19 protein-coding genes and 1 pseudogene are annotated in these 15904 nt (G+C 73.9%); 14 read left to right on the top strand and 6 right to left on the bottom strand.

Annotated elements, in window-relative coordinates:
* The first annotated feature begins 6 nt into the window (after positions 1 to 6).
* Genes paaC through paaI form a run of 6 tightly spaced genes read left to right on the top strand, consistent with a single transcriptional unit; the run spans position 7 to position 4673 of the window.
* Complete coding sequence (gene paaC / locus ACFO9I_RS14590) at positions 7 to 975, top strand: 1,2-phenylacetyl-CoA epoxidase subunit PaaC (protein WP_379182061.1); 969 nt, start codon at positions 7 to 9, stop codon at positions 973 to 975.
* A complete protein-coding gene (paaD, locus tag ACFO9I_RS14585) occupies positions 975 to 1499 on the top strand; it encodes a 1,2-phenylacetyl-CoA epoxidase subunit PaaD (protein ID WP_379182059.1) in 525 nt (174 codons plus the stop codon). The genes paaC and paaD overlap by 1 nt, the downstream gene beginning before the upstream one ends.
* On the top strand, positions 1499 to 2590 hold the full coding sequence (paaE, locus tag ACFO9I_RS14580) for a 1,2-phenylacetyl-CoA epoxidase subunit PaaE (protein ID WP_379182057.1): 1092 nt from the start codon (positions 1499 to 1501) through the stop codon (positions 2588 to 2590). The genes paaD and paaE overlap by 1 nt, the downstream gene beginning before the upstream one ends.
* A gap of 54 nt (positions 2591 to 2644) precedes the next feature.
* Positions 2645 to 3391 (top strand): enoyl-CoA hydratase/isomerase family protein, encoded by a 747-nt coding sequence (locus ACFO9I_RS14575; RefSeq protein ID WP_379182055.1) that lies wholly within the window; start codon positions 2645 to 2647, stop codon positions 3389 to 3391.
* Positions 3391 to 4239, top strand: coding sequence for a 3-hydroxyacyl-CoA dehydrogenase family protein (locus ACFO9I_RS14570; RefSeq protein ID WP_379182053.1), 849 nt, complete (start codon positions 3391 to 3393; stop codon positions 4237 to 4239). Before ACFO9I_RS14575 ends, ACFO9I_RS14570 begins: the two co-directional genes overlap by 1 nt.
* Complete coding sequence (gene paaI, locus ACFO9I_RS14565; RefSeq protein WP_379182051.1) at positions 4236 to 4673, top strand: hydroxyphenylacetyl-CoA thioesterase PaaI; 438 nt, start codon at positions 4236 to 4238, stop codon at positions 4671 to 4673. The genes ACFO9I_RS14570 and paaI overlap by 4 nt, the downstream gene beginning before the upstream one ends.
* 109 nt (positions 4674 to 4782) lie before the next feature.
* On the opposite strand, the gene ACFO9I_RS14560 is transcribed toward paaI, so the two are convergent.
* Positions 4783 to 5418, bottom strand: a complete 636-nt coding sequence (locus ACFO9I_RS14560) for a TetR/AcrR family transcriptional regulator (RefSeq protein WP_379182049.1) — start codon at positions 5416 to 5418, stop codon at positions 4783 to 4785.
* A gap of 331 nt (positions 5419 to 5749) precedes the next feature.
* Between ACFO9I_RS14560 and ACFO9I_RS14555 the strand changes: the two genes are divergently transcribed.
* Positions 5750 to 6187: a PGPGW domain-containing protein gene (locus ACFO9I_RS14555; protein ID WP_379182047.1), complete on the top strand. Its 438-nt coding sequence runs from the start codon at positions 5750 to 5752 to the stop codon at positions 6185 to 6187.
* Positions 6188 to 6217: 30 nt separating this feature from the next.
* Here ACFO9I_RS14555 and ACFO9I_RS14550 read toward each other — a convergent pair whose 3' ends face one another.
* The gene (locus tag ACFO9I_RS14550; RefSeq protein ID WP_379182045.1) at positions 6218 to 7417 is read right to left on the bottom strand and encodes a 4-hydroxybenzoate 3-monooxygenase; all 1200 of its coding nucleotides are present in this window, start codon (positions 7415 to 7417) and stop codon (positions 6218 to 6220) included.
* Between the two features lie 70 nt (positions 7418 to 7487).
* On the bottom strand, positions 7488 to 7940 hold the full coding sequence (locus tag ACFO9I_RS14545; protein ID WP_379182043.1) for a response regulator: 453 nt from the start codon (positions 7938 to 7940) through the stop codon (positions 7488 to 7490).
* A 176-nt stretch (positions 7941 to 8116) separates the two neighbouring features.
* On the opposite strand from ACFO9I_RS14545, the gene ACFO9I_RS14540 reads away from it, so the two are divergent.
* Positions 8117 to 8791 (top strand): response regulator, encoded by a 675-nt coding sequence (locus ACFO9I_RS14540; RefSeq protein ID WP_379182041.1) that lies wholly within the window; start codon positions 8117 to 8119, stop codon positions 8789 to 8791.
* An 8-nt stretch (positions 8792 to 8799) separates the two neighbouring features.
* Here ACFO9I_RS14540 and ACFO9I_RS14535 read toward each other — a convergent pair whose 3' ends face one another.
* Entirely contained in the window at positions 8800 to 9570 is a 771-nt protein-coding gene (locus tag ACFO9I_RS14535; RefSeq protein WP_379182039.1) for an IclR family transcriptional regulator, read from the bottom strand.
* 70 nt (positions 9571 to 9640) lie between these two features.
* On the opposite strand from ACFO9I_RS14535, the gene pcaH reads away from it, so the two are divergent.
* From pcaH to ACFO9I_RS14505, 6 genes and pseudogenes are all read left to right on the top strand, one after another.
* Positions 9641 to 10435, top strand: a complete 795-nt coding sequence (pcaH, locus tag ACFO9I_RS14530; RefSeq protein WP_379182037.1) for a protocatechuate 3,4-dioxygenase subunit beta — start codon at positions 9641 to 9643, stop codon at positions 10433 to 10435.
* The gene (pcaG, locus tag ACFO9I_RS14525; RefSeq protein ID WP_379182035.1) at positions 10432 to 11028 is read left to right on the top strand and encodes a protocatechuate 3,4-dioxygenase subunit alpha; all 597 of its coding nucleotides are present in this window, start codon (positions 10432 to 10434) and stop codon (positions 11026 to 11028) included. The genes pcaH and pcaG overlap by 4 nt, the downstream gene beginning before the upstream one ends.
* Positions 11029 to 11032: 4 nt before the next feature.
* Positions 11033 to 12289, top strand: a complete 1257-nt coding sequence (locus ACFO9I_RS14520) for a lyase family protein (RefSeq protein WP_379182033.1) — start codon at positions 11033 to 11035, stop codon at positions 12287 to 12289.
* Positions 12286 to 13011 (top strand): annotated as a pseudogene (locus ACFO9I_RS14515) (alpha/beta fold hydrolase); the annotation flags it as partial. The gene ACFO9I_RS14520 and the pseudogene ACFO9I_RS14515, both read left to right, overlap by 4 nt.
* A gap of 105 nt (positions 13012 to 13116) precedes the next feature.
* Positions 13117 to 13485 carry a 4-carboxymuconolactone decarboxylase gene (gene pcaC / locus ACFO9I_RS14510; RefSeq protein ID WP_379182786.1) on the top strand — a complete coding sequence of 123 codons (369 nt, stop codon included), beginning with the start codon at positions 13117 to 13119 and terminating at the stop codon, positions 13483 to 13485.
* 114 nt (positions 13486 to 13599) lie between these two features.
* Positions 13600 to 14385: an IclR family transcriptional regulator domain-containing protein gene (locus ACFO9I_RS14505; RefSeq protein WP_379182031.1), complete on the top strand. Its 786-nt coding sequence runs from the start codon at positions 13600 to 13602 to the stop codon at positions 14383 to 14385.
* Between the two features lie 143 nt (positions 14386 to 14528).
* Here the strand turns inward: ACFO9I_RS14505 and ACFO9I_RS14500 are convergent, their stop codons facing one another.
* Positions 14529 to 15032 carry a VOC family protein gene (locus ACFO9I_RS14500; RefSeq protein WP_379182029.1) on the bottom strand — a complete coding sequence of 168 codons (504 nt, stop codon included), beginning with the start codon at positions 15030 to 15032 and terminating at the stop codon, positions 14529 to 14531.
* 45 nt (positions 15033 to 15077) lie between these two features.
* Positions 15078 to 15845 carry a pirin family protein gene (locus tag ACFO9I_RS14495; protein ID WP_379182027.1) on the bottom strand — a complete coding sequence of 256 codons (768 nt, stop codon included), beginning with the start codon at positions 15843 to 15845 and terminating at the stop codon, positions 15078 to 15080.
* Positions 15846 to 15904: the final 59 nt, after the last annotated feature.

Raw genomic sequence — 15904 nt, 5'->3', positions numbered from 1 at the left:
ACTCAGATGACTGACACCCACGACCCTGCGCACGCGCCCTCGCACCCCGCGCCGGACCCGAACGACGCCCACGGCAGCATCTTCGACGGCCTGCTGGGCAGCGACTCCTCGCAGTGGGCCTTCGGCACCGACTTCGAGGACCCGCTGGCCGGCGTCGACACCACGATCCCGGACGGCGTCGACGGGCCCGCGCTCGCGGCGTACTGCCTGATGCTCGCCGACGACGCGCTGATCGCCTCCCACCGGCTCTCGGAGTGGTGCAGCAACGCCCCCGACCTCGAGGAGGACATCGCGCTGGCCAACGTCGCGCTCGACCTCCTCGGCCAGGCCCGGCTGCTGCTCGCGCGCGCCGCGGCGGCCGACCCGTCCGTCGTGCCCTCCCTGCCCGAGGGCTCCCCGGTCCCGCCGGAGGACGCGCTGGCGTTCTTCCGTGACGCCGAGGAGTTCCGCAACGTGCGGCTGGCCGAGATCCCGAACGGCGACTTCGCGCACACGACCGTGCGGCTGCTGCTGCTCTCCGCGGCCCGGCTCGCCGTCCTCGAGCGCCTCGTCACCAGCCGCGACACGGTGCTCGCCGCCGTGGCGGCGAAGGGCGTCAAGGAGCTGGCCTACCACCGCGACTACGCCGGCCGCTGGTTCCTCACCCTCGCCCAGGGCACCGACGAGTCGCGGCGCCGGCTGCTGGCCGCGCTCGAGCAGGTCTGGCCGCTGTACGCCGAGCTGCTCACCGCGCACCCGGTCGAGGCGGCGGTCGCCGCGGCCGGGGTCGGGGTGGACCCCTCCACCGTCGCCGACGAGGTCGACGTCGTGCTGGAGCAGGTCTTCGCGATGAGCGGGGTCGCCCGCCCCGAGAAGGCCCCGCTCGCCGGGGTCTCGGGCCGCGCCGGCCGCGACGGCCTGCACACCGAGGCGCTCAGCCGGCTGCTCGCCGAGATGCAGGTGGTCGCCCGCGCCCACCCGAGGGGGCAGTGGTGATGCCGGTGGCCACGGTGGACCGGACGGCGCTGCGCGAGCGCGCGCACGCCGTCGCCTCCACCGTCACCGACCCCGAGATGCCGATGCTCACGCTCGAGGACCTCGGCGTGCTGCGCGGCGTCGACGTCACCGGCGGGGGCGAGGTCGTCGTGGCGATCACGCCGACGTACTCCGGCTGCCCCGCCATGGCCACCATGCGCGACGACCTGGTGCACCGGCTCACCGACGCCGGGTTCGACGAGGTCCGGGTCAAGGTCGAGCTCTCACCGGCGTGGTCCAGCGACTGGATCACCGAGCGCGGCCGCCGGGCGCTGACCGAGGCCGGGCTGTCCGCGCCCGGGCCGGCCCCGCGGTCAGACGGCCCGGTCGCGCTCAACCTGCTCCCCACCCGCCGCGCGGTCGGCTGCCCGCGGTGCGGGTCCGACGCCGTCGAGCTGACCTCGGAGTTCGGCCCGACCGCCTGCAAGGCGCTCTACCGGTGCACGGACTGCCTCGAGCCGTTCGAGCACGTGAAGGAGATCTGATGACCGTCTCCCCGACCGTGGAGCGGGCGAACAGCCGCACCGCCGCCTTCCACACCCTCACCGTCGCCGCGGTGGAGCGGCTGACCGACGACGCGGTCGCCGTCACGTTCGAGGTGCCCGAGGAGCTGGCCGAGGCGTTCGCCTTCGAGGCCGGCCAGTCGCTGACCCTGCGCCGCACCATCGACGGGCAGGAGCACCGGCGCTCCTACTCCATCTGCGCCCCGGCAGGCGCCCGGCCGCGGATCGGCGTGCGCGAGATCCCCGACGGGCTCTTCTCCCGCTGGCTGGTCCACGAGGTGACGCCCGGCACGGAGATCGAGGTGCAGACCCCCGCCGGCAGCTTCCGCGCCGACCCGGCCACCGGCGGGCGGCACCTGTGCATCGCCGCCGGCTCGGGCATCACGCCGATGCTCTCGATCGCGAGCACCGTCCTGGGCCACCCCGACGCCGAGGTGACGCTGCTCTACGGCAACCGCACCAGCGGCTCGGTGATGTTCGCCGAGGAGCTCGGCGACCTCAAGAACCGCTACGGGCCGCGGTTCTCGATGGTGCACGTCCTCTCCCGCGAGCCGCGGGAGGTCGAGCTGTTCTCCGGCCGGCTCGACGCCGACCGGCTGCGCCGCCTGCTCTCGGTCCTCGTCCCGGTCGGGTCGATGGACCACGTCTGGCTGTGCGGCCCCTTCGCGATGATCAACGACGCGCGGGCCGTCCTCGAGGAGCTGGGCGTGCCCGCCGAGCGCGTGCACTTCGAGCTGTTCTACGTCGACGAGCCGCCGCCGGAGCTGCACCGGGCCGGGCCGGTCGTCAGCGGCGAGACCAGCGACGTGACCGTCGTCCTCGACGGGCTGTCCGCGACCTCCCCGATGCCGCGCGACCAGACGATCCTCGACGCCGCGCAGGCGGCCCGATCCGACCTGCCGTTCGCCTGCAAGGGCGGCGTCTGCGGCACCTGCCGGGCGCTGGTGCGCGACGGCGAGGTAGACATGCGCCGCAACTACGCGCTCGAGGAGGCCGAGGTGGAGGCCGGGTTCGTGCTGACCTGCCAGAGCTACCCGGTCAGCGACTGCGTGACCGTCGACTTCGACGCCTGACCCCTCCCGTCGCCCGACCGACCACCCCGCCCCCCGTCGTACCCGAGGAGACCCATGAGCCGCGCCGTCGTCGTCGAGGAGGCCGAGGACCGCGTGGTCCTGCGGCTGAACCGCCCCGAGGTCCGCAACGCCATCGACCGGCAGATGGTCGCCGAGCTGCACGAGGCCTGCGCGCTGCTCGAGGAGCGGCCCCGGGTGGCGCTGCTGGTCGGCGAGGGCGGCACGTTCGCGGCCGGCGCCGACATCGCCCAGCTGCGCGAGCGCCGCCGCGACGACGCCCTGCGCGGCATCAACTCGACGATCTTCGACCGGGTACGCCGGCTCCCGATGCCCGTGATCGGCCTGCTCGACGGCCACGCCCTCGGGGGCGGGGCCGAGCTCGCCTACGCCTGCGACTTCCGGATCGGCACCACGCGCACGAGGATCGGCAATCCCGAGCCCGGGCTGGGGATCCTGGCCGCGGCCGGCGCGTCCTGGCGGCTCGCCGAGCTGGTGGGCGAGCCGGTCGCCAAGGAGATCCTGCTCGCCGGCCGGGTCCTCGACGCGGCCGAGGCGCTGGGCGTGCACCTGCTCACCGAGGTGGTCGAGCCCGACGAGCTGCTCACGGCCGGGCACCGGCTGGCCGATCGGATCACCCGGCAGGCGCCGCTCGCCGTACGCCTCACCAAGTCCGTCTTCCACGCGCCCCGCGAGGCGCACCCGCTCATCGACGACGTGGCCCAGGCCGTGCTCTTCGAGACCGAGGAAAAGCAGCAGCGGATGACGGCGTTCCTGGAGCGCAAGAAGTCGAAGGAGAAGTGATGAGCACCAGCCTGCCCGAGGTCGTGGGCGTCTACGGCGGCGGACGGATGGGCGCCGGGATCGCGCACGCGTTCCTGACCGCCGGCTGCGTCGTGACCGTGGTCGAGAACGACGACGCGGCCGCCGACGCGGCCCGCGACCGGGTGGCCGCGAGCCTCACCCGGGCCGAGGAGCGCGGGAAGCTCGACGGCCCGCTCGCCGAGCACCTCGAGCGGCTCTCGGTGACCACGGCCGCGGCCGACCTGGCCGACGCCGGCCTGGTCGTGGAGGCCGTGCCGGAGGACCCGGCACTCAAGGCGCGGGTGCTCGCGACCGTCGAGGCGACCGCGCCCGACGCCGTGCTCGCCACCAACACCAGCTCGCTGTCGGTCTCCGACCTCGCGGCCGGGCTGGCCGACCCCGAGCGCTTCGTGGGGCTGCACTTCTTCAACCCGGTGCCGGCCAGCGACCTGGTCGAGATCGTGGTCGGCTCGAAGACCGGCGCCGAGCTCGTCACCCGGGCCCAGGGCTGGGTCGCCGACCTCGGCAAGACCGCCATCACCGTCACCGACTCGCCGGGCTTCGCCAGCAGCCGGCTCGGCGTCGCGATCGCCCTGGAGGCGATGCGGATGCTCGAGGAGGGGGTCGCGTCGGCCGCCGACATCGACACCGCGATGACGCTCGGCTACCGCCACCCGGTGGGTCCGCTGCGCACCACCGACCTGGTCGGGCTCGACGTACGCCTCGCGATCGCCGAGCACCTCGCCCGCGAGCTCGGGCCCCGCTTCGAGCCGCCGCAGCTGCTGCGCGACCTGGTCGCCGCCGGCAAGCTCGGGCGCAAGACCGGCGAGGGTTTCTACACGTGGTGAGCGACGACGCGGCCGCCGCCCAGCAGCTCGCGGAGCACAGCGCGAAGGTGATGTGGGACAACGACGCCGCGTCCCGGGGGCTGGGCATGGAGCTGGCCTCGGCGGCGCCCGGGCGCGCGGTCGTGACGATGACCGTGCGCGAGGACATGGTCAACGGCTGGGACGTCTGCCACGGCGGGCTGATCGCCTCGCTCGCCGACAGCGCCTTCGCGGTCGCCTGCAACTCGCGCGGCCAGGTCACCGTGGCCGCTGGCTTCGACGTGACGTTCCTCGAGTCCGGGCGGCTCGGCGACGTGCTCGAGGCCACCGCCGAGGAGCGCGCCCTGCGCGGCCGCTCGGGGCTGTACGACGTCACCGTGCGCCGCGGCGACGGCACCGTGGTCGCGGAGTTCCGCGGCCGGAGCCGGTCGCTGGGGCGCTCGATCGGGGCCTGAGGCGCCTGCAGGAGTCACCGGCTGGCCGGTGACTCCTGTGCTTGTCGGCCGAAACAATGGTCGACAAGCGCCAGTTTTGCCGGCCAGCCGGTGATTCCTGCAGCAGGCCTCAGTCCGCGTGCAGCCCGTCGAACGCGATCGTGGCGATGGCGGCGGAGACGGACTCGGCGTCGACCGGGCCGCCGGGGCGGTACCACTCGACCAGCGAGTTCACCATGCCGAACAGCAGCCGGCTGACCAGGTCGGGGGCCACGTCGTCGCGCAGCGACCCCTCGTCGATCGCGGCCCGCACCAGCGCGGCCAGGCGGGCGTCGATCTCGCGGCGACGACGCAGCGCGGCCAGCTCGACGTCGCTGTTGCCGCGCACCCGCAGCAGCAGGGTGACCGCCGGCTGGTGTGCGACGAGCACCTCGACGCTCTGCCGCACCACCTGGCGCAGCCGCTCGTAGGCGCTGGCGGAGTCGTTCTCCTCGGCGGCGGCGATGACCGCGGTCAGCCCGTCCAGCGCCTCGTCGAGGGCCTGCTCGAGCAGGTGGGACTTGCTGGGCACGTGGTGGTAGATCGCCGACTTGGTGAGCCCCAGCTCGCGGGCCAGGTCGCCCATGCTGGTGCCGTCGTACCCGCGCCGGTTGAACAGCTCGACGGCACGCCGCAGCACCGTCTCCTGGTCGTGGCCGGGGCGGCCGCGCCGGGGTCCGCCCGTGTCGCCGGTCTCGCCCGACACCCCGCTCGCCGGCTCGGTCATGGCCGAAGGATGCCACAGGCGGGCCAGCCCGACGCTGCCGGCGGGCCACCGGCGGGGCCACAGGCCGGGCCATCTGCGTGTAGTACCTCGGTGCCAGTCCAGACCCCTCCCTCGACGCAGGTGCAGCGGCGAGACGGTGTCGAGAATGAGGGCGTGCCGGACGGCACCGGGACGTGCAGTGACCCCCTGCACCGCACGTCGCGGACCTGCCGGCTGAGAGACGCCCGGCCCGGCGTCGTTCCGCGAGCCCCCGTCAGCGGAAACCGCCGGGCCGGGCCCTCCGCCCCGCAAAGGGCTCGCCGGGCGACCACCCATCTGTCAGGCTGCTCCCATGAAGAGTGCCGCCCGTCGGGTCGTGCTGGAAACCGTCGGCTGGGTGCTGGTCGTCGCGGGCATCGCCGCGCTGGTGCTGCCCGGCCCCGGTCTGCTCGGGATCTTTGCCGGGCTCGTCCTGCTCTCCCAGCAGTACGACTGGGCCGAGAAGCGCGTCGAGCCGGTGAAGAAGAAGGCGCTCAAGGCGGCCGAGGAGAGCGTCGAGACTTGGCCCAGGATCGCGTTCTCGACCCTGATCGCCGTGGCGATCATCGTCGCTGGCGTCGTGTGGATCTGGCACCCGCCGGCCCCGTCCTGGTGGCCGATCGACGAGCAGTGGTGGCTCGTGGGCGGCTGGGGCACCGGGGTCACCCAGGTCGCCTCGGGGCTGTTCGCGATCGGCATGATCGTCTACAGCTACCGCCGCTTCCACGACCAGGAGCCCGCCAACGCCTGACCGGCCCACGGCCGAGCGGCCTCCGCCCGGTCAGAACCCGATCGGCAGCCCCGCGTAGTTCTCCGCCAGGCCGGTCGCCCCGGCCTCGCTGGAGGTGACCCACCGCAGCTGCGAGAGCTGCAGCTGCTCGTCGAACGGGTCGCCGCTGGTGTGCAGCATCGTGGTCATCCACCAGGAGAAGTGGGTGCACCGCCAGACCCGCCGCAGCGCGGTGTCGGAGTACTCCTCGGCCCGGCGCGGGTCGCCCTTGACGAGCAGGTCCACGAGCGCCGGCGCGAGCAGGCCGACGTCGGCGACCGCGAGGTTGAGGCCCTTGGCGCCGGTCGGCGGCACGATGTGGGCGGCGTCGCCGGCCAGGAAGAGCCGCCCGTGCCGCATCGGCGTCTGCACGTAGGACCGCATCGGCAGGACGCTCTTCTCGGTCACCGGCCCGGACGTGAGCTCCCACCCGTCCTGGCCGTGCCCGAGCCGGGTGGCGAGGGCCTCCCAGATCCGGTCGTCGGACCAGCCCTGGGCGTCGGTGCCGTTCGGCACCTGGAGGTAGAGCCGCGAGACCGTCGAGGACCGCATCGAGTGCATCGCGAACCCGTCGGGGTGCCAGGCGTAGATGAGCTCGTCGGTGGACGGGGCCACGTCGGCGAGGATCCCGAGCCAGGAGTACGGGTAGGTCTTCTCCCAGGTCCGCCGTACGCCGTCCGGGACCGAGGCCCGGCTCGGGCCGAACGACCCGTCGCACCCGACCACCACGTCGGCGGTGATCCGGCGGGGTCGGCCCTCGACGTCGGTGAACGTCACCGACGGGAGGTCGGTGTCGAGGTCGTGCAGCGCGGTGTCGGAGACCTCGTAGTGCACCTCCTGGCCGGCGGCCGTGCGCGCGGCGACGAGGTCCTTCTGCACTTCGGTCTGGCCGTAGACGAAGACGGAGCGACCGGTCAGGTCGACGAAGTCGAGGTGGTGCCGCTCGTGCGGCCACTGGAGGTAGATGCCACGGTGCTCCTGCCCCTCCCGGGCCAGCCGGTCGGCGAGGCCCGCCGAGCGCAGCAGGTCCACCGTCGACTGCTCGAGGATGCCCGCACGGATGCGGCCGGCGACGTACTCCTGCGAGCGCGATTCGACCACGACGGACTCGACGCCGTCGCCGGCGAGCAGGTGGGCCAGGAGCAGGCCGGCGGGGCCGGCACCGATGATCGCGACCCGCGTGCGCAGGTCGCCGTTGGCAGGGGAGCTCATGGAGGCGAGTGAATCCGGTCACGTCGTGCGCCGCCAGCGACGTCTTCCGCTGGGCGGAAGGGCACTCGGGTCAGGCCACGGGTGCGGGCTGCGACATGGGCTGGAGCATCTGCCGCAGCGCCTCGACCGCGCCGGGGACCGCGAGCACGACCTCGCCGCCGGCCGCGCGTGCCACCAGATCGGGCAGCTGGGCGCCGAGCCGCCCCTTCGCGAGGTATCCCACGGCGCCGGCGCGCAGCATGTCGACGACGCCGCTCGCCCCGGTCTGCGCCGACACCGCGACCACGGTGGGGTACGGCGCCCCGCCGGTCGTGAGGCTGCGGGCGGCCTCGGGGCCCCCGCCGGGCATCCGGACGTCGAGCAGCACGACGTCGGGGCGGAGCTCGCGGGCGAGCGCGATCGCCTCGTCGCCGCAGGCGGCCTTGCCCACCACGCTGAAGCGGCGGTCCGCCTCGAGCACCTCCGCGAGGGCACCGCGGAAGTCGGCGTCGTCGTCGGCGACGAGCACGCGGATCGCGGGCATCCGGGCGCCTCCTTCCTCACGGGTCCTCCCATCCTGCGCCCGGAACCGGTCGCGCGAGACGCCGTGCAGGCACCACCTCGTCTAGTACGTTGGTACTACGACGCGGTCGAAGCAGCGGCCGCCGGGACGCCGGGGGAGCTCGTGAACGTACTCATGACGCGGTGCCGGAGGCGGCGATGACCGTCCAGGCCGACCTCCAGCAGACGGTCCACCACCCCATCCGGGTGCTCGTCGTCGACGACCACGACGTGCTCGCGACCAGCCTGGCGTCGGTGCTCGACCAGGAGCCGGACCTGGTCAGCGTGGGCGTCGCTCCCACGCTGGAACGGGCCCGGAGCCTGATCCGCACGGCGGCGCCCGACGTGGTGCTGCTCGACCACCGGCTGCCCGACGGCGACGGCGTCGACGCGATCGACGAGCTGCGGCAGCTGCGGCCGAGCATGAGCGTCGTGGTGCTGACCGCGAGCGCGGCCGACCACGTGCTCGTGTCCGCCATCGAGGCGGGGGCGTCGGGCTTCCTGTCCAAGACCCGCAGCCTGGCCGAGGTGACCTCGGCCGTCCGCGCCGCGGCGACCGGGGAGGCGGTGATCTCGCCGGAGATGCTGGCGCGGCTGCTGCCCCGCATCCAGCGCGGCGGCCGGCCCCGCCACGAGGAGCTGACCGAGCGCGAGCGCGAGGTGCTCGCGCTGGTCGCCGACGGGCTGACCAACGCGGCGATCGCCGAGCGGCTGGTCGTGAGCGTCCACACCGTGCGCAACCACATCGCCAACCTCTCCGCCAAGCTCGGCGCGCACTCCAAGCTGGAGGCGCTCTCGATCGCGGTCCGCGAGGGCCTGCTGCCGGACCGCTGACGGTCGGGTCAGGGCCCGACCGGCGGCTGCCCCGACGTGAGCTGGCGGCCGATGCTCTGCGCGGCCACCTGGAGCGCCGCGACCAGCCGCGGTCGGTCCTTCTTCAGGCCGGGCACCACCAGTCCGAGCGCCGCCACGACGTCGCGGTCGCGCCGCACCGGCACCGCCACGGAGCACGCGCCGAGGCTCATCTCCTCGACCGTGGTCGCGTAGCCGTCGCGCACCACCCGGGCCAGCTGACGGCGCAGCAGCCCCGGCTGGGTCACGGTGTACGGCGTGACCCGGACCAGTCGGGTCAGCGCCTCGGCCTGCACCTCGGGCGGGGCGTGCGCGAGCAGCACCTTGCCGACACCCGTGGAGTGCATCGGCAGCCGCGAGCCGATCGTGCTCACCACCGGCACCGAGGCGCGCCCGGCCAGCCGGTCGAGGTAGAGCACCTCGACCCCGTCCCGCACCGCGAGGTGGACGGTGGCGAGCGTCGCGGCGTACAGGTCGTGGAGGTACGGCGAGGCGAGCTGTCGCAGCCCGGTCTGCACCGGCGCGAGCAGCCCGATGTCCCACAGCCGGCGGCCCACGACGTACTCCCCGGTGGGGGTGCGGGCCAGCGCGCCCCAGCCGACCAGCTCGCCGACCAGCCGGTGCGCGGTCGCGACCGGCAGGCCGGCGCGCTCGGCCAGCTCGGTCAGGGTCAGCCGGCGGTGCTGCTCGTCGAAGGCGCCGAGCAGCGCCAGCGCCCGCGAGGTGACGCTGGTGCCCGGGGTCGAGGAGTTGCCGGCCATCTCCCCAGTGTTCCACTGGGCGGAAATGGCGTCTCGTCGGCATCCGTGCGGCCGCCGTACCTTCTGTGACGTGACCGACAACCGAGCGTCCTCCGACGCGGCCGCCTCGACGCAGGCCGAGGTGAGCGAGGAGATCCAGCAGATCGCCAAGGCCTACGAGCGCGACCTCGTGCCGGGTGGTGAGGAGACCCAGCCGCGGCTGGACTACCCGCCGTACCGCTCCAGCGTGCTGCGCCACCCGACCAAGGACCTGCACCACGCCGATCCCGAGGGGATCGAGCTGTGGTCGCCGGTCTTCGGGCACCAGGACGTCGACCCGCTCGAGGCCGACCTGACCATCCAGCACCGCGGCGAGCCCGTGGGCGAGCGGATGGTCGTGACCGGTCGGGTGCTCGACGGCGACGGTCGCCCGGTGCGCCACCAGCTCGTCGAGATCTGGCAGGCCAACGCCGGGGGGCGCTACATCCACAAGCGCGACCAGCACCCGGCGGCGATCGACCCGAACTTCACCGGGGTGGGCCGCTGCCTGACCGACGCGGACGGCAGCTACTCGTTCACGACGATCAGGCCCGGCCCCTACCCGTGGAAGAACCACCGCAACGCGTGGCGGCCGGCGCACATCCACTTCTCGCTGTTCGGCACCGAGTTCACCCAGCGGATGGTCACCCAGATGTACTTCCCGGGCGACCCCCTCTTCGCGCTCGACCCGATCTACCAGGCGATCGTCGACCCCGCCGCCCGAGGCCGGCTGGTCGCGGCGTACGACCACGACGTGACGCAGCACGAGTGGTGCACCGGCTACCGCTGGGACATCGTCCTGACCGGCAACCACCGCACCCCCATGGAAGAGGAGACCGAGCAGTGAGCACCGCCAGCACCGGCAGGGTCCCCGGCGACCTCGCGCCCACGCCCGGCCAGACGGTCGGCCCCTTCTACGGCTACGCGCTGCCGTACGACGGCGACTCGACGCTGGCCCCGCCCAGCCTGCCCGAGGCGGTCCGGCTGCACGGCCGGGTCCTCGACGGGGCCGGCCAGCCGGTGCCGGACGCGCTGCTCGAGCTGTGGCAGGCCGACCCGTCCGGGCGGATCGTGCGCGAGCCGGGGTCGCTGCACCGCGACGGCTTCACGTTCACCGGCTGGGGTCGCTGCGGCACCGACAACACCGGCCGCTACTCGTTCTCTACGCTGCGTCCGGGGCCGACCGCGCCGGGGCGGGCGGCGTACTTCGCGGTGACCGTGTTCGCGCGCGGCCTGCTCAACCGGCTGCAGACCCGTGCCTACCTGCCCGGCGACACCCCCGAGGGGGAGGCCGCGCTCGCGGCTGACCCGCTGCTGACCTCGCTCGACCCCGCCCGCCGGGGCACGCTCGTGGCCGGGACGGACGAGCACGGGTTCGTGTTCGACATCCGGCTCCAGGGCGAGGACGAGACGGTCTTCCTCACCCATCCGCGACACTGAGGACATGACGGACCTCTTCTGGCCCGGCGACGAGCGCGCGGGCGACCTGTTCTCGGACGCGGAGCTCCTCGCGGCCATGGTGGCCGTCGAGGAGGCCTGGCTGGACGTCCTCGTCGGCACCGGTGTCGCGCCGGCCGCCGCGGCCAAGGAGGACCTGCTCGGGCTGGTGTGGCCCGCCCACGACGAGTGGCTGGCCCACGAGTCGGAGGCGGGTGGCAACCCGGCGATGGCGCTGGTCGCCCTGCTGCGCGACGGCCTGCGCGACCGCAACCCCGAGGCCGCCCGCTGGCTGCACCGCGGCCTGACCAGCCAGGACGTCGTCGACACCGCGCTGATGATGTGCGCCCGGGAGGCCGTCGACCGCACCCTCGCCGCGCTGCGCCACCAGGTGGCCCGGCTGTCCGCGCTCGTCGAGGCGCACCGGTCCACGCCGATGGCCGCCCGCACCCTGACCCAGCACGCCGTGCCCACGACCTTCGGCCTGAAGGCTGCGCAGTGGTTGACCGGCGTCCTCGACGCCTACGACGACGTGGCCGCACTCGTCCTGCCGGTCCAGCTCGGCGGGGCGGCGGGCACCATGGCCGCCACCGTCGAGCTCGCGGGCGACCTCAGCGACCCGGTCGGGACGGTCGCCGGCCTGGGCCTCGAGCTGGCCACCCGGCTGGGACTCGCGCCGTCGACCCCCTGGCACACCTCGCGGGCCACGGTCACCCGGCTCGGCGACGCCGCGGTGCGGTGCACCGACGCCTGGGGGCGGATCGCCAACGACGTGCTGGTCCTGGGCCGCCCCGAGGTCGGCGAGCTCTCCGAGGGGTCCGGTGGGGGGTCCTCGACGATGCCCCACAAGTCGAACCCGGTCCTCTCGACCCTGGTCCGGCGCGCGGCCCTGGCCGCGCCCCAGCTCGGCGCCACCCTCCACCTCGCCGCCGCCGAGTCGGTCGACGAGCGCTCGGCCGGCGCCTGGCACACCGAGTGGGCGACGCTGCGCACGCTGCTGCGGCGCACCGTCGTCGCGGCCGAGCAGGCCAGCGACCTGCTCGACGGCCTGCAGGTCCACCCCGAGCGGATGCTCGCGACCGTCCTGGCGGCCCGCGACGACCTGCGCGCCGAGCAGCGCGGGATGGCCGCGCTGACGGGTTCGGTCGCGCAGGAGGAGTACCTCGGCGCGACCGCGGCGTTCCTCGAGGCGCCGCTGGCCCGTGCGGCGGGAGTGCTGGCCGAGCCCGTGACCGACCGACCCGACTCCGAGGAGAACGCGTGACCCCCGCCATCACCGCCGTACGCCTGTCCGGCGCCCGCCACCGAGCCGAGCTTCCGCTGCTGGTGCTCGGACCGTCGCTCGGCACCACCGCCTCGACGCTGTGGACCGACTGCGCGGCGGCCGGGCTCACCGACGCCTTCGACGTCCTCGCGTGGGACCTGCCCGGGCACGGCCACAACCGGTCGGTGCCGGAGGAGCCCTTCACGATGGCCGAGCTGGCCGCGGGCGTGCTGCACGTCGTGGACGACGTCCTCGCCGCGCGGGGTGACTCCTCGTTCTTCTACGCGGGTGACTCGGTCGGCGGCGCGGTCGGCCTGCAGCTGCTGGTCGACGCGCCCGGTCGGGTCGACGCCGCGGTGCTGCTGTGCACCGGGGCGAGGATCGGCTCGGAGGAGATGTGGTCGGGGCGGATGGCCCAGGTCAGCATGTCCGGCACGCCGGTGATGGTGTCGGGGTCGGCCGAGCGCTGGTTCGGCACCGGCTTCCTGGAGCGCGAGCCCGCGCGCGGGTCGGCGCTGCTGCACGCGCTGGCCGACGTCGTCGACGAGGGGTACGTCGCGGTGTGCGGCGCGCTCGCGGCGTTCGACGTGCGCGACCGGCTGGCCGAGATCGCGGCACCGGTGCTGGCCGTGGCCGGGGCCGAGGACGGCGTCACGCCCGTCGACGGCCTCCGTGAGATCGCGTCCGGCGTGAAGGACGGGGAGCTGGTCGTGCTCGACGGGGTGGCGCACCTGGCTCCCGCCGAGGCGCCCGCGGCGGTGGCCGGGCTGCTCCGCCGGTTCTTCCTCGGTGAGCCCGACCCGCTCGATGACCGCACCGTCCAGGAGGTGCGCGACGCCGGGATGGTGGTGCGTCGCGCGGTGCTCGGCGACGCGCACGTGGACCGGGCGAGCGCGGCGACCACCGACTTCACCCGCGACTTCCAGGAGCTGATCACGCAGTACGCCTGGGGCTCGATCTGGACCCGGCCCGGGCTCGACCGTCGCAGCCGCTCGCTGATCACGCTCACCGCGCTGGTCGCGCGCGGGCACCACGAGGAGCTCGCGATGCACGTGCGCGCCGCGCGCACCAACGGGCTCACCGTCGAGGAGATCAAGGAGTGCCTGCTGCAGTCCGCGATCTACTGCGGCGTGCCGGACGCGAACACGGCGTTCCGGATCGCGCAGCGGGTGCTCGACGAGATGGGGGAGCTGTAGCCGTGGTCGGCGGGGGTTGTCAGGCAAGTCCTGTGGTTGTCGGCCGGTGCAACGGCTGACAACCACAGGAGTCACCGGCCAGCCGGGGAGTCCTGCGCCCCTATGCTCACGCGCATGACCGACCCCAGCCCAGCGCCCGGCGACCAGTTCGTCCAGTCGCTGGCGCGCGGGCTCTCGGTGATCACCGCGTTCGACGCCGACCACCCGGCGATGACGCTGAGCGACATCGCGGGCCGGACCGGGCTGAGCCGGGCGACGGCGCGACGGTTCCTGCACACCCTGGTGGAGCTCGGCTACGTCCGCTTCGACGGCAAGCAGTTCGCGCTCACCCCGCAGGTGCTCCGGCTCGGCACGGCGTACCTCTCCGGCCTCGGCCTGCCCCAGCTCGTCCAGCCGCACCTCGAGCAGCTGTCGGCCCGGCTGGGGGAGTCGACCTCGGCCGCGGTGCTCGACGGCGACGACATCGTCTACGTCGCGCGCGTCGCGACCCGGCGGATCATGACGGTCGGGATCACGGTCGGGACCCGCTTCCCGGCGTACGCCACCTCGATGGGCCGCGTCCTCCTCGCCGGCCTGCCCGCCTCCGGGCTCGACGACCACCTCGCGCACGCCGACCTCGCCGCGCTCACCTCCCGGACCCTGCACGACGCCGCCTCGCTGCGCGCCGAGATCGACCGGGTGCGCGAGCAGGGCTGGGCGCTGGTCGACCAGGAGCTGGAGGCCGGGCTGCGGTCGGTCGCAGCACCGTTGCGCGACGCGGACGGCCGGGTCGTCGCCGCGATCAACGTCTCCACCTCCGCGCAGGCCCGGCCCGAGCTGCCGCAGGAGTACGTCGACGCCGTGGTCGTCGCCGCCGCCGCGATCAGCGCCGACCTGGCCTCGGCCGGGCTGCGGGGCTAGCGCGCCCTCGGCCCCGGGCGACATCGGACGTCATACGCTCCGGTGGCCAGGGAAGCGGCTTCGTATGACCTCCCGCGGAAGGTCATAAGAGCTTGTCGCCCCGGCAACCACCTCGTATGACGTCCGGCCTGGGGCGCCAGCCCTCAGAGCACCTGGTTGCCGTACATCTCCCCGAGCGGGTCGGCGATCAGCTCGATGCGTGCGCCGTCGGGGTCGCGGAAGTAGACCGAGACCCCGCTGTGGACCTCGTGCTCGACCCCCGCCTCCTCGAGCCGGCGCACCAGCTCCTGCCAGCGCTCCGGGTCGACCGAGATCGCCATGTGGTGCAGCCCGCCGAGCACCTCGGCGTACGGCCCCACGTCGAGGCCGGGGAAGTCGAAGAACGCCAGCAGGTTGCTGTTGCCGATGTCGAAGAAGAAGTGCGAGGAGCCGGCGTAGTCGCGGTTCTCGATCAGCTCGGTCAGCGGGAAGCCGAGCACGTCCTGGTAGAACCGCACGGTCCGCTCCACGTCGCTGCTGATCAGCGCGGTGTGGTGCAGCCCGCGCGCGGTCGACGCGGGCCGCTCGCCGCTGGGTCGGAGGTACGCCGCGCGGATCCGCTCGCGCTCGGCCTCGATCGCCGTCAGGTCCCGCTCGTGGTCGGTCATGTCCCTCTCCTCGCTCCTCGCCTCGATGGTGACAGGTGTCAGGTGTCAGGCGGCGATCGTGGCGTGCATCTCCCACACCAGGATCTCGGCCGCCTCGGTCGCCGTCACGCGCTGGCCGCCTGTGGCGGTGAACCGGACCGCGTCGCCGGTCGCCAGGGCACCCGCGCCCTCGAGCGCCACCGACCCGCGCGGCACGAACAGGTGCAGGAACGGCGCCTCGGGCAGCTCCACGGACTGGCCGGGCTGCAGGCGCGCGGCGTGCAGCGCGGCGTACCGGTTCCGGATGCGGATGGCGGCCTCGCCGTCGTGCTTGTCCATGCCGGAGGCGACCGGGACCAGCCCGCCGGAGAGCAGCGCGCCGTCGATCTCGAGCTGCTCGTAGCCGGGCGTGATGCCCTGCTCGTCGGGGACCACCCACATCTGCACGAAGTGCACCGGGTCGCGGTGCTCCTCGCCCGAGAGGCGCCAGGAGTCGTTCTTCTCCGAGTGCAGGATGCCGGTGCCGGCGCTCATCCGCTGCGCCAGGCCGGGGTAGATCACGCCGTTGTGGCCGGTGGAGTCCTGGTGGACCAGCGAGCCCTGCAGCACCCAGGTGACGATCTCCATGTCCCGGTGCGGGTGGGTCTCGAAGCCGGTGCCGGGGTCGACGACGTCGTCGTTGTTGACCAGCAGCAGGCCGTGGTGGGTGTTCCGCGGGTCGTGGTGGTGGCCGAACGAGAAGGAGTGCTTGGAGTCCAGCCACCCGAAGTTGCTCGCGAAGCGGTCAGCCGCGCGGCGTACGTCGACGGTCGGGTCCAGCTCGATGGTGGCCATGGTCTCTCCTCGGGTCCGGTGCGGGGGGCCGTGCCGGTGACGTGTCACCTACACGATGG

Source organism: Nocardioides sp. GCM10023255 (assembly GCF_042653125.1).
Classification (GTDB): domain Bacteria; phylum Actinomycetota; class Actinomycetes; order Propionibacteriales; family Nocardioidaceae; genus Nocardioides.
This window is presented reverse-complemented; position numbering and strand designations above follow the sequence as displayed.

Bases quoted from the DNA above. Each gene is read 5' to 3' on its own strand.
- ACFO9I_RS14575 (WP_379182055.1), top strand. From the start codon at position 2,645: ATGAGCCGCGCCGTCGTCGTCGAGGAGGCCGAGGACCGCGTGGTCCTG.
- ACFO9I_RS14560 (WP_379182049.1), bottom strand. From the start codon at position 5,418: ATGACCGAGCCGGCGAGCGGGGTGTCGGGCGAGACCGGCGACACGGGC.
- paaD (WP_379182059.1), top strand. From the start codon at position 975: ATGCCGGTGGCCACGGTGGACCGGACGGCGCTGCGCGAGCGCGCGCAC.
- ACFO9I_RS14555 (WP_379182047.1), top strand. From the start codon at position 5,750: ATGAAGAGTGCCGCCCGTCGGGTCGTGCTGGAAACCGTCGGCTGGGTG.
- ACFO9I_RS14570 (WP_379182053.1), top strand. From the start codon at position 3,391: ATGAGCACCAGCCTGCCCGAGGTCGTGGGCGTCTACGGCGGCGGACGG.
- paaE (WP_379182057.1), top strand. From the start codon at position 1,499: ATGACCGTCTCCCCGACCGTGGAGCGGGCGAACAGCCGCACCGCCGCC.
- ACFO9I_RS14540 (WP_379182041.1), top strand. From the start codon at position 8,117: ATGACCGTCCAGGCCGACCTCCAGCAGACGGTCCACCACCCCATCCGG.
- ACFO9I_RS14535 (WP_379182039.1), bottom strand. From the start codon at position 9,570: ATGGCCGGCAACTCCTCGACCCCGGGCACCAGCGTCACCTCGCGGGCG.
- paaC (WP_379182061.1), top strand. From the start codon at position 7: ATGACTGACACCCACGACCCTGCGCACGCGCCCTCGCACCCCGCGCCG.
- ACFO9I_RS14550 (WP_379182045.1), bottom strand. From the start codon at position 7,417: ATGAGCTCCCCTGCCAACGGCGACCTGCGCACGCGGGTCGCGATCATC.
- ACFO9I_RS14520 (WP_379182033.1), top strand. From the start codon at position 11,033: ATGACGGACCTCTTCTGGCCCGGCGACGAGCGCGCGGGCGACCTGTTC.
- ACFO9I_RS14505 (WP_379182031.1), top strand. From the start codon at position 13,600: ATGACCGACCCCAGCCCAGCGCCCGGCGACCAGTTCGTCCAGTCGCTG.
- ACFO9I_RS14495 (WP_379182027.1), bottom strand. From the start codon at position 15,845: ATGGCCACCATCGAGCTGGACCCGACCGTCGACGTACGCCGCGCGGCT.
- ACFO9I_RS14500 (WP_379182029.1), bottom strand. From the start codon at position 15,032: ATGACCGACCACGAGCGGGACCTGACGGCGATCGAGGCCGAGCGCGAG.
- ACFO9I_RS14545 (WP_379182043.1), bottom strand. From the start codon at position 7,940: ATGCCCGCGATCCGCGTGCTCGTCGCCGACGACGACGCCGACTTCCGC.